The organism is Sphingobium lignivorans, from assembly GCF_014203955.1.
GTDB lineage: Bacteria > Pseudomonadota > Alphaproteobacteria > Sphingomonadales > Sphingomonadaceae > Sphingobium > Sphingobium lignivorans.
In genome coordinates this window covers 2,916,581-2,930,057 of sequence record NZ_JACHKA010000001.1, presented here as the reverse complement: position 1 = coordinate 2,930,057, position 13,477 = coordinate 2,916,581, and the positions used below count along the sequence as shown (strand labels likewise).

At 64.1% G+C, this 13,477-nt stretch carries 9 protein-coding genes; all 9 read left to right on the top strand.

The genetic code is table 11. From position 1 onward, the window contains the following. Positions 1 to 27: 27 nt before the first annotated feature. The 9 genes from HNP60_RS13520 to HNP60_RS13480 all read left to right on the top strand — a co-directional run bounded on the left by HNP60_RS13520 (position 28) and on the right by HNP60_RS13480 (position 13,469). The gene (locus HNP60_RS13520; RefSeq protein ID WP_184154664.1) at positions 28 to 2,292 is read left to right on the top strand and encodes a TonB-dependent receptor; all 2,265 of its coding nucleotides are present in this window, start codon (positions 28 to 30) and stop codon (positions 2,290 to 2,292) included. Then, positions 2,289 to 2,867, top strand: a complete 579-nt coding sequence (locus HNP60_RS13515) for a hypothetical protein (protein WP_184154662.1) — start codon at positions 2,289 to 2,291, stop codon at positions 2,865 to 2,867. Before HNP60_RS13520 ends, HNP60_RS13515 begins: the two co-directional genes overlap by 4 nt. Next, positions 2,864 to 4,357, top strand: coding sequence for a PepSY-associated TM helix domain-containing protein (locus HNP60_RS13510; RefSeq protein ID WP_184154660.1), 1,494 nt, complete (start codon positions 2,864 to 2,866; stop codon positions 4,355 to 4,357). The genes HNP60_RS13515 and HNP60_RS13510 overlap by 4 nt, the downstream gene beginning before the upstream one ends. Before the next feature lie 43 nt (positions 4,358 to 4,400). Beyond that, positions 4,401 to 5,240, top strand: coding sequence for a LysR family transcriptional regulator (locus HNP60_RS13505; RefSeq protein WP_221414689.1), 840 nt, complete (start codon positions 4,401 to 4,403; stop codon positions 5,238 to 5,240). Positions 5,241 to 5,462: 222 nt separating this feature from the next. Further along, a complete protein-coding gene (locus HNP60_RS13500; protein WP_260394887.1) occupies positions 5,463 to 8,234 on the top strand; it encodes a TonB-dependent receptor in 2,772 nt (923 codons plus the stop codon). Continuing rightward, the gene (locus HNP60_RS13495) at positions 8,221 to 9,756 is read left to right on the top strand and encodes an MmgE/PrpD family protein (protein ID WP_184154654.1); all 1,536 of its coding nucleotides are present in this window, start codon (positions 8,221 to 8,223) and stop codon (positions 9,754 to 9,756) included. The genes HNP60_RS13500 and HNP60_RS13495 overlap by 14 nt, the downstream gene beginning before the upstream one ends. Before the next feature lie 68 nt (positions 9,757 to 9,824). Next, on the top strand, positions 9,825 to 11,285 hold the full coding sequence (locus tag HNP60_RS13490) for a carotenoid oxygenase family protein (protein WP_184154652.1): 1,461 nt from the start codon (positions 9,825 to 9,827) through the stop codon (positions 11,283 to 11,285). Next, positions 11,275 to 12,603, top strand: coding sequence for a spinster family MFS transporter (locus tag HNP60_RS13485; protein WP_184154649.1), 1,329 nt, complete (start codon positions 11,275 to 11,277; stop codon positions 12,601 to 12,603). The genes HNP60_RS13490 and HNP60_RS13485 overlap by 11 nt, the downstream gene beginning before the upstream one ends. After that, positions 12,600 to 13,469, top strand: a complete 870-nt coding sequence (locus HNP60_RS13480) for a DUF8021 domain-containing protein (protein ID WP_184154646.1) — start codon at positions 12,600 to 12,602, stop codon at positions 13,467 to 13,469. Before HNP60_RS13485 ends, HNP60_RS13480 begins: the two co-directional genes overlap by 4 nt. The last annotated feature ends 8 nt before the right edge of the window (positions 13,470 to 13,477 follow it).

Below are 13,477 nucleotides of genomic sequence, written 5' to 3'. Positions count from 1 at the left end.
CTCCCCTTACGAACGTCAGGGGGACCCATGAACGCCAATTGCCTGCTATCCACGTCGCTGCTCACCGTTCTCGCTTGGCCTGCTGCGGCACTCGCACAGGATGTCGCGCCTGCTGATCAGCCGATGGAAATCATCGTCACGGGCGAAAAGGCGTCGCGCAGCTTGCAGGAAACGACGGCGTCCGTGGGCGTCGTGACCGCTGAGCGTCTCGAGGATGAGAATGTCCTCACCATTCAGGAAATTTATCAGCGCACTGCCAACGTCTCCGAGACCTACGGTGCTTCCGGCTTCTCGATCCGCGGAATCGATCAGCGCGGTGTTTCGGGCGGCGGCGATGCTGCGACGGCGACCGTGTTCGTGGATGGCGCGCCGGTTCAGCAGGATATCCTCTCCAACGGGCCCACCGACATGTGGGATGTTGCACAAGTCGAGATCTTTCGTGGACCGCAGTCCACCATCCAGGGCCTCAACGCGCTCGCCGGTGCAGTGCATATCCGCACCCAGGACCCGACCTTCGACTGGGGCGTGAAAGGCCGCGCGCTCGTGTCATCCTTTGACACCACTCAGTTCGCCATAGCCGGCGGCGGACCGCTGGTGGCGAACGAGCTGGCCTTCCGCATGTCCGCCGAAAAGCGCGATTCCGACGGATATATTTACAATCCCACTCGCAAGGCGCCCGAAAACCCCGTCGACTCGGTTTCGGTGCGCGGCAAGCTGCTCTGGACGCCTTCGGCTCTCCCGGGTTTCGAGGCGCGCCTGAACTACCATCATTTCGAGACGCAGGGCGGCTATCTGTTCGTTTATGTCGACCGTGCGAACGGCAATTATTTCGATACGCGAACGAACCCGTCCGATTATCCCAACAGCAGCGATGTCGATAATGATCAGGTGACGCTGGATTTGCGCTATGATCTGGGCGGTGGCCTGTCTCTCAGCGCACTCGGCACGTGGACCGACACCGATTTCATCCGCAAATATGACGGAGATTCATCGGCCGCCAGCATCGCCTATAGTGACATCGCAGGCGGCGCGAAAACCTTCACGCAGGAATTGCGGCTCAACTATGAGAGCGATCGGCTGAGCGGACTTGTCGGCCTGTTCTACTATAATCGCGATCAATATCGCAGGTCACATCAGGTCACACTGGTGCCGACCCCAGCCAGCACGATTATCAATGCGCTCACGCCCAGTCTTGGCGCCGCAACCGCGCAGCAGGTGGCGGCGATCTACACCGCTGCGCTGCCCAGCATCCCGGTTGACTATACGTCGGATTTCCCGACGCAGGTCGAAACCATGGCGGTGTTCGCCGACGCCCGGTATCGGCTGACGGATCAGCTGTCGCTGATCGGCGGCTTCCGCTATGATCATGAGCGCAACAAGATCGGCGGCGAGGCGATCGCGACATTCGTCGGCACGTTGCCGGACGCAACGCTCTACCCGGCGCCGCTCGAGGGCGCGATCACGGCCCTGAACGGCTTTGTGCTGGGGCTGGTGGAAGATGCCAACGGCTCTGCGCCGGTCGGCACCCGCAAATTTAACGCGTTCCTGCCCAAGGGTGGGATCGAAATGGCGTGGACGCCCGATCTTTCGACTGCCTTCGTCGTGCAACGCGGCTATCGTTCGGGCGGCAGCAGCTTCAACACGGCGCGATCACAGCTGTTCGCCTATGATCCGGAATTTACCTGGAATTATGAGCTGTCCCTGCGCTCGGCGTGGCTGGATGGTCGGCTGACTCTCAACGCCAATGCCTTCTACATCGACTGGACCGAGCAGCAGACCACCGCCAATTTCGGCAATGGAACCTATGACACGCACACGGTCAACGCCGGCAAGTCGCACATCTACGGTTTCGAGCTCGAAGTGGCGCACCGGGTCTCGCGGAGCTTCGACTGGTACGCGAGCGTGGGGCATACCCGCACGAAGTTCGACGAGTTCGTGACCGATGTCGGCTCGATCACCGACCTCTCGGGTCTGGAGTTCCCATATGCGCCGAATTGGACGCTCTCCGGCGGGGCCAATGTGCGGTTTGGGGGCGGCTTCAATGCCAATGTCAACGCGAGCTATCGCAGTGCGGTGATGACCGATGTATCGATCCCGCAGGCGGACAGCCGCGTTGGCGCGCGCACGCTGGTCAATGCGCGGATCGGCTATGAAGCCGACCACTGGAGGCTTTCGCTCTTCGCCAACAATCTGTTCGACGAAAAATATGACCAGTACGTCAATGACTTCACCAACTTCGCTGTAATCGGCGCGCCGCGCAGCATCGGCGTGGTGCTGGAGGCCGGGTTTTGAGTGACGCGGGATTCCTGACAGCCATCGCTGCAATCATCGCTGGCAGCTTTGCTGGCGCCTGGTCGCTGCGCCGCGCATGGCGCCTCAAACAAAGCAAGGCTCGTTGGCGCTCGGTGGGGCTTGCTCTGCTCGTCGTCACATTGCTGTGGCCAGCGTGGGCGATCGGCGAGGCACGTGGCCCGTTTGTGGCGGTGACACTGCTGTCCGTCGTGGCGCTCGGAGTCATCGCTTCGGGCTATACGCTCCGTCCCGCCCGGGCAGGCCGTGCCGTGCGGGAAGGGCTGGCCCCGGAGCCTGCAGAGCGGGCACCAAGCGCGTGGCGCACCACCTTGCGCTGGTCGCTCGCCGGCCCCATCGGCATGGTGGCAGCCATGGGACTGGGGATCAGCTATGCTGTCTGGGCGCCCGGTGAGATACAGACGCGGCTGCTGATCGGTGGACTGATCGTGCCGCTGGCCTGGGGCAGTGCGATGGCCTGGACCCTGGCCGACAGCCGGATCCTCCGCGCGATGGCCGTGCTCGTGGGTACGGCGATTGTCGGCTTTGGCGCAGCCATGTTGAAGGGGCTGACATGACAAAAACGAAAAAGCGGGCGTCCTTCCCGTCGCCCGATCTCGTGCGCGCTGTGCTCAAGGGACATAGTGGCCTGGGCCTTGCCTTCGCTGCCCTTCTTTATCTTGTCTGCCTCACTGGGGCGATCGCCGTTTTTGCCAATGAATTCTATCGCTGGGAGAATCCGGGCGCGGAGCGCATGGAGCGTATCTCCGGCGAAGCCGTTCAGGCGGCCTATCGCGAAGCGATGGCGCGTACCGAGGGGGCTGTCGAGCACGTCCTCATCCTGATGCCCAGCGAGGACCGGCCCTGGCCGACGGTGCGGGTCGATGCCGAGGACGGCACGCGGACCACCTGGATTGCTGACAGTGCAGGGCGGATCACCGGGGAATTGCGCGAAAGCTGGACGCATTTCCTGACGCGCCTGCACATCAACCTGCACCTGCCGCAGAGCTGGGGCATCTTCATCGTCGGGCTGAGCGGCGTTGCGCTGCTCTCCTCATTGATTTCCGGATTGCTGGCTCATCCGCGTATCTTCCGCGATGCGTTCCATCTGCGGCTTGCGGGATCGCGGCGGCTGCAGGAAGCCGACCTGCACAATCGCCTTGGCGTATGGGCATTGCCTTTCCACGTCACCGTCTCGCTGACCGGTGCATTGCTGGGCCTCAGCACGGTCATTATCGGCGCGATCGGCCTTGCCGTGTTCCAGGGCGATACCGCCAAGGTCTACGCCATATTCACGCCCCCCCATCCGGCAGAAGACAAGCGGCCGGCCCCGCCGATCGATCTGCGACCGCTGTTTGCCAGCATCGCCGAACGGGCGCAGGGCGCTCCCGTCACTTATCTCATTGTCGAGCATCCGACCGAGCAGGGCGCCGCCGCCATGTTCGAAGTGGAGAGCGGCACATCCCGTATCGCCAGCAGCGACGTTTACGCCTTCGATCGCGCCGGGAGGCTTTATTACGAGCAGAAAGCAGCGCAGAACAATGTGGGCCAGCAGATTCTGGGGTCGCTTGGTCCGCTGCATTTTGGCTGGTTCGGCGGGGGCATCGTCAAGATTGCCTATGCGCTGCTGGGGCTCGGCCTCACTTATCTTGCAGCCGGCGGTGTAAATATCTGGCTGGCGCGACGACGCGACAAGGGCAGACCGGTGCCAGGCTGGGAGCGTGTCTGGGCGGCGACCGTCTGGGGGCAGCCGCTCGCATTGGCCGGGGCGGCCCTGGCAGCGTTGTTCACCCCTGCAGTCACCTTACCGATCTGGATTTGGGCCGGGATCAGCCTCGCCTCGCTTGGCGCAGCGCTTGTCCTCTCGCCCACCAGTCTGACGCGGATCGGTCGAGCCGGAACAGGCGCGTTGCTGATCGCCCTTGCGGTGGGGCATTCTATCGTGCTCGGCGTCGATGACGGCATGGCCCTGATCGTCGATGCTTCCATTTGCCTGATCGGCCTGGGATTGCTTGCGATCTCTTTCCGCTGGCGCAAGGTCGTGCCGACGATGATGCAAGTAGCGTGACCGCCAGACTATCTGACTTGATCAACGGCTCGATGGATCATCAATGCGTCCGGATCGGCTCGGTGACCTCGCCGTTTTTGCTGCGATTGCCGCCGACCGGAGCTTTACGCGTGCTGCGAAGCGGCTCGGGGTCACGCAGTCGGCATTGAGCCAGACCATGAAGCGGCTGGAGGGCCAGCTCGGGTGCCGCCTGCTCGCCACTTTGTCGCCAGCACTGGCTGGGTTGGATGCTGCGATCGAGACGCTGTCCCATGCAAGCGGCGCGGCGATCGGCACCGTCCGGATCACGACGGGCAAACACGCCTCGGACACCTTGCTATGGTCGATGCTGCCGCCGTTCATGCACATTCACCCGGGCATCGACGTGGAGATCTGCGTGGAGAACGGAATGACCGACATCGTGGCGGGTCGCTACGATGCGGGCATCCGACTTGGCGAGCATTTGGAGAAGGAAATGATTGCGCTGGCAGTCGGGCCGCCGCTTCGCGTCGCGGTGGTGGCCGCGCCAGGCTTTCTGCGCGACCATTCGGCGCCGATGGAACCCGCCGACCTCACGGCGCATCGCTGCATCCCCTATCGCGATGCCCATGGGGATCCGTCTCCCTGGTCGTTCCAGCGCGACGGTCATGCGATGACGGTCGCGCCGGGACGCGGGCCAGTGTTCAACGATGCCGACCTGCTGGTGGCCGCCGCACTGGAGGGCTTCGGCATTCTCTATATTCTGGAGGATCTGGTGGCGTCCCCGATTGCCGATGGCCGCCTCACACGCCTGCTGGAGTTTCTCCGGCTACCACCTCTATTACCCCGATCGAAGGGGAACGACGGCCTTCGAACTGTTCAAAGAAGCACTTCGAGCAAGCGGGGCTGCTTGAAAGCTCGGTGAAGCTGACCTGATGGGATGGACGGCCCCCGCATCAGCGTAGCTTAGCTGTGCGATGACGGCCGTAGAGCCACCCTTCTCTCGTTCGCCCAATACCGCTCCCTGTTGACAGAAGTGCTTTTTTCAGAATAGTTCTTTCTCAAGAACTAAATAAGAATCATATGGAGAGGGAAGATGACGGAATTTTTCTGTCGGGGTGGACGACGCCTGCGCAGGACGCTGCTCATGAGTTCGGCGGCAAGCGCTCTCACACTGCCGAGTGCGGCAATGGCGCAGCCCACACCTCAGGTCGAGCAAGCCGAGATCGGCAGCCAAGCCACGGCAGCGGACATTATCGTGACTGCCTCGCGCGCTGCCCCCCACGGAGCGGACGCACCGACACCGACCGCCGTTATTGGCTCGGATGCGATTGACAATCGCCAGGTGACCAACGTCGCTCAGTTGCTGAACGAACAGCCCGTCTTCCGGGCAACCACCAGCCCGAGCGCGAATGCCATTCGCACCCAGACCCCCGGCGCCTCAACCGCCGATCTGCGTGGCCTGGGGGCCGCGCGTACATTGGTTCTGGTCAACGGCGCGCGTGTTCCTCCACTGGCTCCCGCCAGTAATGGCACGGGCACGACGCCGAGCGCGCCGGATCTCAACACCATCCCGACGCTCATGGTAGAACGTGTCGAGGTCGTGACTGGCGGTGCCTCGGCGCAGTGGGGCTCGGATGCGGTGGCGGGCGTCGTCAACATCATCCTCAAAAACCGGTTCACCGGGCTGGAGCTGCGCGCTCAGGCCGGCGTCAGCAAATATGGCGACGCCGGCAATTATCGCCTTGCGGCTCTGGGCGGGGCCGCGTTCGGTGAGGGTGGTCATATCGTCGCCGGCATCGACTATGTGAAGAACGACGAAGTCGGGGACATCTACACGCGACCCTGGGGTGCCAATGAATATGGCCGCGTCGCCAATCCTGCCTTTGCGACCAATGGGCAGCCCGCGAACATCATCGCCACCAACGTCCACGCAGGCTCGTCGCTCGGGGGACTCATCACCGGCCCAGCGACCTTCTCCCTGCGCAATTACGAGTTCACATCGGCGACGACCGTGGCGCCTTTCGACGGGGGAGGCATTCGCAATGCCTCCCTCCAGATCGGCGGCCAGGGCCAGTCGCTGGCGCGCGGTGTCTCGCTGGCGCCCGGGATCGAGCGCTTCAATCCCTATCTCCATGCCGAATATGAGTTCAGCGACGCGCTGACCCTGAAAGCCGAGGCCTCCTATTCCGAGACGCGCGCGCAGATGACGGCGCTGCCACCGCGCGATGCGGCGGTGACGATCCTCGCCAGCAATCCCTATATTCCGGCGGTCGTGCGCAGCGCGATGGGCGCCCTGCCGAGCTTCACCATCTCGCGTCTCGATTATGATATCGGCCTGTTCAAGGTCCACGTCACCAATCGCACTCCGCGCCTGATGGCCGGGGCCTCGGGCAAGATCGGCGGCGGCTGGTCATGGGATGCGCATGTCACCTGGGCCGAGAATGACTATCGGCAGACGGTTCCCAACAACCGCAATCTCACCAAGTTCCGCTTTGCGACGGATGCGGTGCAATCGGGCAATGACATCGTTTGCCGCGCGACGCTGCCGGGTCCGTCCTTCAATGCCAATGCAGCCGGCTGTGTGCCCATCAATCTGTTCGGCAACGGTACGCCGTCTGCCGCTGCTATCGACTATATTCTGGATCGTTCGGTCGCGACCGCCAAATATGATCAGGTGACGGCCGCGGCCAACCTGCGCGGCACGCCCTTTTCGACCTGGGCCGGGCCGGTCTCGGTCGCGCTCGGTGCCGAATATCGCCGCGAGAAGGAAGTGGTCGGTGCCGATGCGGTCGCCGCAGCCGGGCTCTATGAGACGTCGAACGCGGCGCCCTACAGCGGCCGGTTCAATGTCAAGGAAGGCTATGTCGAGGCGATCGTCCCGCTCGCCCGGGATCTGCCCGGCCTGCGCTCGCTGGACCTGAACGGCGCTCTGCGCGTTGCCGACTACAGCACGGCCGGCACCCAGACGACCTGGAAGGGCGGGGCGGTGTGGGAACCGTTTGACGGCCTTCGTTTTCGCGCCACCCGTTCGCGCGATATCCGCGCGCCTGCCATCTTCGAGCTGTTCTCCGCCGGCGCGGTCACCAATCTCTCGGCGACCGTCAATGGCGTAACCGCAGCGCTGATCCCGCAAAACGCCACGATCGGCAATGCGGCGCTGCGGCCGGAAAAGGCCGACACGCTGACGATCGGCGCCGTGATCAATCCCAGCTTCGCGCCGCGCTTCACCCTCTCGGTCGACTATTATAATATTGATCTGAAGGATGCCGTGACGACGGTGTCGGGCACGGTCGCGGGCAATCTGTGCTCGGCGGGGCAGACCTATTTCTGCTCGCTCTTCACCTTCGCAGGGACGACGCCGACGGCCTATAATGCCCGCTATCTCAACGCCGCGTCGCTGCGCACCAACGGACTGGACATTGCCGGCAGCTATCGTTTGCCGCTCAGTGACATCAGGGATGGTTGGAACGGGTCGCTCACGCTGAGCTTCAGCGGAACTTATGTCTTCCACTATTACAGCAATCTCGGCAACGGCTCGGCGACGATCGACTATGTGAAGGACAACAGCCCGGCCGGCCTGCCGCGTTTCCGGTCGAACACGTCTCTCACCTATCAGAGCGGCGGCTTCTCGCTGACCGGGCAAGTCACCACGATCTCGGCGGGCAATATCGACAATACGGCAAACCTGAATGCCGCGACGTCGATCAACAACAACCACGTCCCGGCCTATCAATATCTCAACCTGCAGGCGAGCCAGGAGGTGGGGGAGAGGTTCCGGCTGTTCGCGGGCGTGAACAACCTGTTCAACACCGCGCCGCCGGCCCTGCCATCGACAACGGTCTTCACCCTGACGAACGGGATCTATTATGACACGATCGGTCGCACCTTCACGGTGGGCGTCAATGTCCGCTTCTGATCGCATGGCGCTCGGCCGCCGCACCGTCCTGGCCGGCGCAGCTCTGGCGCTGCCGGCCGCCACGCTGGCCGCATCGACGCCGCCCCCGGCGCCGGCGCCCACCAGGGCCGCGCGGCAGAAGCCCGCGCCCAGCCGCGAGGATGGCGGCCTCAGCGCGGTCATCGCAAATCATGTCGCGTCCGCCCGCTTCGACCAGTTGGACGCCGGCGCCCGCGAACGCACCAAGCTGCGGCTTCTCGATGTCATCGGCTGCGCCATTGGCGGCCTGCGCGGCGAAAATCAAAGGTCGATGTCCGAACTGCTCGCCAGCGACAGCGGCGGCGACGCGACCGTCTTCGGCCTTGATCGCAAGGCGTCGGTTCCCGATGCGGCAATGGCCAATGCGATGCTCGCGCGCGCGTTCGACTTCGAGGTCATGACGGTGAAGGTGCGGGATGTCATCTCACCCTCCCACAATGCGCCGACGACCGTCATGACGGCGCTGGCGCTGGCGGAAGCGGCCAAGTCCGATGGCAAGGCGTTCCTGACATCGCTTGCGCTCGGCGACGATCTCGCCGCCCGGTCCATCGCGGCGTCGGGCCTCGATTTCAATGACGGCTGGGACGGCGTTCCGCTCCATGTCACCATGGCAGCCGCCGCAATCGCCGCGCATTCGAGAAAGCTCTCGCCGGAAAAGGCGCGGCAGGCGCTCGGCATCGCCGCCGATCAGATCGGCGGCACGGTCCAGAATGTCTGGGATGGAGCCAATAGCTGGAAGATCCTGCAAGGCACGGCGGCGCGCAACGGCGTCCTGGCGGCGCGCTTCGCCGAAATCGGCTGGAGCGGCATGACCGATCCGTTGCTCTCGCCGTGCGGCTTCTATGCGCAGTTCACGGCGGGTTGTGCCCGGCCCGATCTGCTGACCGGCGGGTTGGGGCAGGAATGGAATGGTGAGATCTATTTCAAGCCCTGGCCATCCTGCGCGGCCACGCACCCCGCGATCGAAAGCGCGCTGACCCTGCGCGCGCGGGAAAAGCTCGATCCCGCGACGATCGATTCCGTGACGATCGAGGTCGAGCCCCGTATCCTTGGGCTGTTCATCTCCAAGCCGTTGCGCGCCGGGCCGTCGTTGCATTCGCAGACCAATTTCAGCCTGGCCTTTGCCTGTGCGACCGCGCTGCTGCGCGGCGATCTGCGGCAGGAAGATTATGCCCTCCCGGCGATTGCCGATCCGGCCCTGGTCAGCCTCATCGAGCGCACGACGCTGACCCAGCTCCCGGCGGGCGAGACGGGAATCCGGCTCGGTGTTCGACGCCGGGATGGCACCGTGTTGACCGAAAGGCTGATCGGCCGGCCCCGCCGTTACGCGGGCAGCACCGTCGAGGAGGTGGAGCGGAAATTCTACCAGCAGGTGGCGTTTGCCGGAAACGTCCCGAAGGGCCTGGCCGATGAACTGCGCCAGCGGATCGGGGAGGTCGAGAAGGAGCGCGACATGGCCTCCTTCGCGGCGCTTCTTTCGCGCGCCACCCGCTATCCAGGTTGAACCAGCCTTTTGCCCACCATCCTCACCTTTCCTCCAACCCAGCTGCCGGATCGAGAGTCATCCCCCAAATGTCCCAAACATCAGACTTTTTTGCCCCGCAGGGTTTCGAGGCGGAGGTGCCCCGTTGCCAGATCGAGGGGACTATCCCCGACGGGCTGAACGGCGCCTTCATTCGTGTCGGAGGCGACTGGGCCTATCCACCGGCGCACAAGGATGATTCACCCTTCAGCCAGGACGGTTATGTGAGCCGGTTCCGGTTCCGCAATGGCCGCGTCGACTATAAGGGCCGCTGGATCGACACGGAGCGGTATCGCAACAATCGCGCCGCCGACCGTCAGCTTTACGGCTATTATCGCAACCCCTTCGATACCGATCCGTCGGTCCGTCACGTCGACGAGCCGTGGCGCAATACGGTGGCCAACACCAATGTCGAAGTGAATGCCGGACGCCTGTTCGCGCTCAAGGAAGACGCGCCGCCGACGCAGATCGACCCGGTCACGCTCGAAACCAGGGGCTTTCACAATTTCGGCGGGCGCTATCGCAGCCAGACCTTCACTGCCCACCCCAAGGTCGATCCGGTGACCGGCGAGATGGTCACCTTCGGCTATGAAGCGACCGGCCCCGCGACCAACGACGTGTTCCTCTATACCATTGATCGCGCCGGCGCGGTGACGCGCGAGACCCGGCTCAAAATGCCCTATGTCAGCATGATCCATGATTTCGCGATCACCGAGAAACATGTGATTTTCCCTGTGTTCGGCTATGTGACCGATCTGGAGCGGCTCAAGGCAGGCAAGATCCACTGGCACTGGGACGGGACGAGGCCCAGCTATTACGGCATCATCCCGCGCGATGGCGAGGCGAAGGACCTGCGCTGGTTCAAGGGGCCGACCCGCGCTGTCATCCACACGTTCAATGCCTGGACGGCGGGCGACAAGGTCATCCTTGATGCGCCGATGTTCGAGGACAATCCGTTCCCCTTCTTCCCGTTCGCGGATGGCTCCAGATGGGATCCCTTCAAGAGCCGCGCGCTGATCCGGCGGCTGACCTTCGATCTCAATTCCAGCGATGAGAGCTTCCGGGAGGAGGTCCTGTTCCCGGATCTGGCCGTGGTCGATCTGGGACGCGTCGACGAACGGTTCGTGGGGCGCGAGACGCGCTATGCCTATACCTCGTTCAACGACCCGACCAAGCCGGTCGACCGGGATCGCCTCGGCACCGGCGCGCGGCGCCTGACGAACAGCTATGGCGTGTTCGATATGAAGGACCGCACGATGCGCGCCTTCTACGCCGGGCCAACCCACGCCCTGCAGGAGGTGACATTCGTGCCGCGACATGATCAGGCCGAGGAAGGGGATGGCTGGCTGATCGGAACCGCCAGTAACTATGCCGAGATGCGCACCGAACTGGTGGTGGCGGATGCACGGCATCCGGAGGATGGTGCGGTCGGCCGGGTCATCCTGCCCTTCCGCGCCAATGTTCAGGTCCATGCCCGGTGGTATAGCGATGCGCAACTCAATGTCTGGTGAGGCCACTCAGCAAACCCCGCCCGGCTGGGCGGAGCCAGGCGGCGACTGGACGCCGATCTCCATCTACACGCTGGTCGTCGTGACCATCATCTATGCGCTGAGCTTCCTGGATCGCAGCATCCTCAGTATCGTCCTGCCACTCATCAAGCAGGAACTGCACATCTCGGACACGATGCTCGGCCTCATCACCGGCTTCGCCTTCGTGCTGCTCTATTCCGGCCTCGGCGTGCCGATCGCGCGGCTGGCCGATCGCGGCAACCGGCGGAACATCCTTGCGCTCGGTTGCGCGGCCTGGAGCCTCATGACGGTGCTGACCGGCGCCGTCACCAATGTCGCGCAACTTGCCCTGACGCGCTTTCTGATGGGCGCGGCGGAAGCGGCGGGCATCGCCCCCACCACGGCCATGCTGTCCGACCGGTTCGGCCCGCGCGGCCGGCCGTTGGCGCTCTCGATCATGACCTCCGGGTCGGGCCTCTCGGCGCTGCTAATGCTCCCCGTCGCGGGCTATATTGCCCAGCATCATGGCTGGCGCTCGGCCTATTTCGTGGCCGGCTCCTTCGGCATCGTCATCGCCATCCTGCTCTTCCTGACCGTTCCCGAGCCGCAGCGGCTCGGCAAGGACGGCAAGGCCGACGCGCCGTCCTTCGGCACGGTCTGGGCCTGGCTGCGCACGCGGCGCAGCTTCGGCCTGATGTGCGCCTCGGGCGCCTGCCTCGCCGTCACGACCTATGCCATGATCACCTGGACACCGACTTTCCTGATGCGCGTGCACGGCCTGACGCCAGGCGAGGCGGCGGCCGCTTTCGGTCCGATCCGGGGGCTCTCGAGCATCGTCGGCGTGATCGGCGGCGGCGCGCTGGCCGGCTGGGCCGCGCGCAGGAACCCGCGCTGGCTGCTTCTTCTCCCCGCCATCGGGGCAGCGATCTCGGTGCCGGCGGAGCTATTGTTCCTGCTGTCGGACGACTTGCCGATTGCCCTGACCGGCCTTGGGCTCGCCTCGCTTGCCGGCGCCATGCATTTCGGCCCGAGTTATGCGGCCATGGTCGCCATCGTCCCGCCCTCGATGCGCGCCACGACGGCCGCCATCTTTCTGTTCTGCGTCAACATGGTCGGGCAGATCATCGGCCCTCTGGCGATCGGCTGGCTGAACGATCGCTGGGCCGGCCTCTATGGCGACGAGGCCGTGCGCTATTCGATGATCGTGGCCACCATCTGCGTCGTGATCGCTTCCATTCTCATGGTGCTCGCATCCGGCCGTCTGCGCGACGACCTGGAGGCTGCGCGTATCTTCACGCCCGCGAAAGGACCGACCCCATGACCGATCTGGCCGAGGAAGGCAGGCTTCATCGCATCGCCGACGCCTATCGAGCGGCCTATGCCGCGCGAGACCCTTCGCGGGCGCCGATCGCCGCGACGATCCGCTTCAGCGAAAACAGCGTTGCCTTGCCGTTTCCCGATGGAACCTGGGACAGCATCTCCGAGGAACTGGGGCCGGCGCTGACGCTGGTCGACACGGTGCAGCGCAGCATCGGCATCTTCACGGCGATCCGCACGCTCGATGTTGCCGGATATCTCGCCATTCGCCTGCGCCTCGAAGGAGACGAAATTATCGAGGCCGAGCATGTCTTCAGCACCCCGCGCAACCTGTCGGGTCCTCCCACGCCCATCGGGCCGGTCGACGAGTTCCGGCATGATCTCGATCTCGCGCAGCCGGTCGCCGACCATGAGCGGATGGACCGCTCCGCGCTGATCGGCATCGCGAACGGCTATTTCGAGACGCTGGAGCAGAATGACGGCGCGATCCGCAACACCGCCTTCACCGAGGACTGCGTGCGCTACGAGAATGGCAAGGCCTATGCCGATGTCGAGAAGCTGTTCCGGCTAGGCCGCTATCGCTTCAACGAGCGTGTGCGCGACCGGGACTTTGTCGTGGTCGATGAGGCAAGGGGCCTCGTGATGGCACGGGGGTTCATCGACCATAAGGGCATTCTCGACGATTATGTGCTGACCGACGGGACGGCGATGAAGTCGATCTTCCGCGAGCCGCATAGCTGGCACCTGCTGGAGCTGTTCAAGATCAAGGCCGGCCGGATCACGGCGGTCGAGGCGACCTTCATCGCCGTTCCCTATTATATGGAAACCCCATGGGCACCCGCGGCCCGCTGGGGCTCGACCACCCTTTGAGCTGGAGC

Excerpts from the sequence above, each read along its gene's own strand:
- HNP60_RS13520 (WP_184154664.1), top strand. The coding sequence starts at position 28 with ATGAACGCCAATTGCCTGCTATCCACGTCGCTGCTCACCGTTCTCGCT.
- HNP60_RS13500 (WP_260394887.1), top strand. The coding sequence starts at position 5,463 with ATGAGTTCGGCGGCAAGCGCTCTCACACTGCCGAGTGCGGCAATGGCG.
- HNP60_RS13505 (WP_221414689.1), top strand. The coding sequence starts at position 4,401 with ATGCGTCCGGATCGGCTCGGTGACCTCGCCGTTTTTGCTGCGATTGCC.
- HNP60_RS13480 (WP_184154646.1), top strand. The coding sequence starts at position 12,600 with ATGACCGATCTGGCCGAGGAAGGCAGGCTTCATCGCATCGCCGACGCC.
- HNP60_RS13495 (WP_184154654.1), top strand. The coding sequence starts at position 8,221 with ATGTCCGCTTCTGATCGCATGGCGCTCGGCCGCCGCACCGTCCTGGCC.
- HNP60_RS13485 (WP_184154649.1), top strand. The coding sequence starts at position 11,275 with ATGTCTGGTGAGGCCACTCAGCAAACCCCGCCCGGCTGGGCGGAGCCA.
- HNP60_RS13490 (WP_184154652.1), top strand. The coding sequence starts at position 9,825 with ATGTCCCAAACATCAGACTTTTTTGCCCCGCAGGGTTTCGAGGCGGAG.
- HNP60_RS13510 (WP_184154660.1), top strand. The coding sequence starts at position 2,864 with ATGACAAAAACGAAAAAGCGGGCGTCCTTCCCGTCGCCCGATCTCGTG.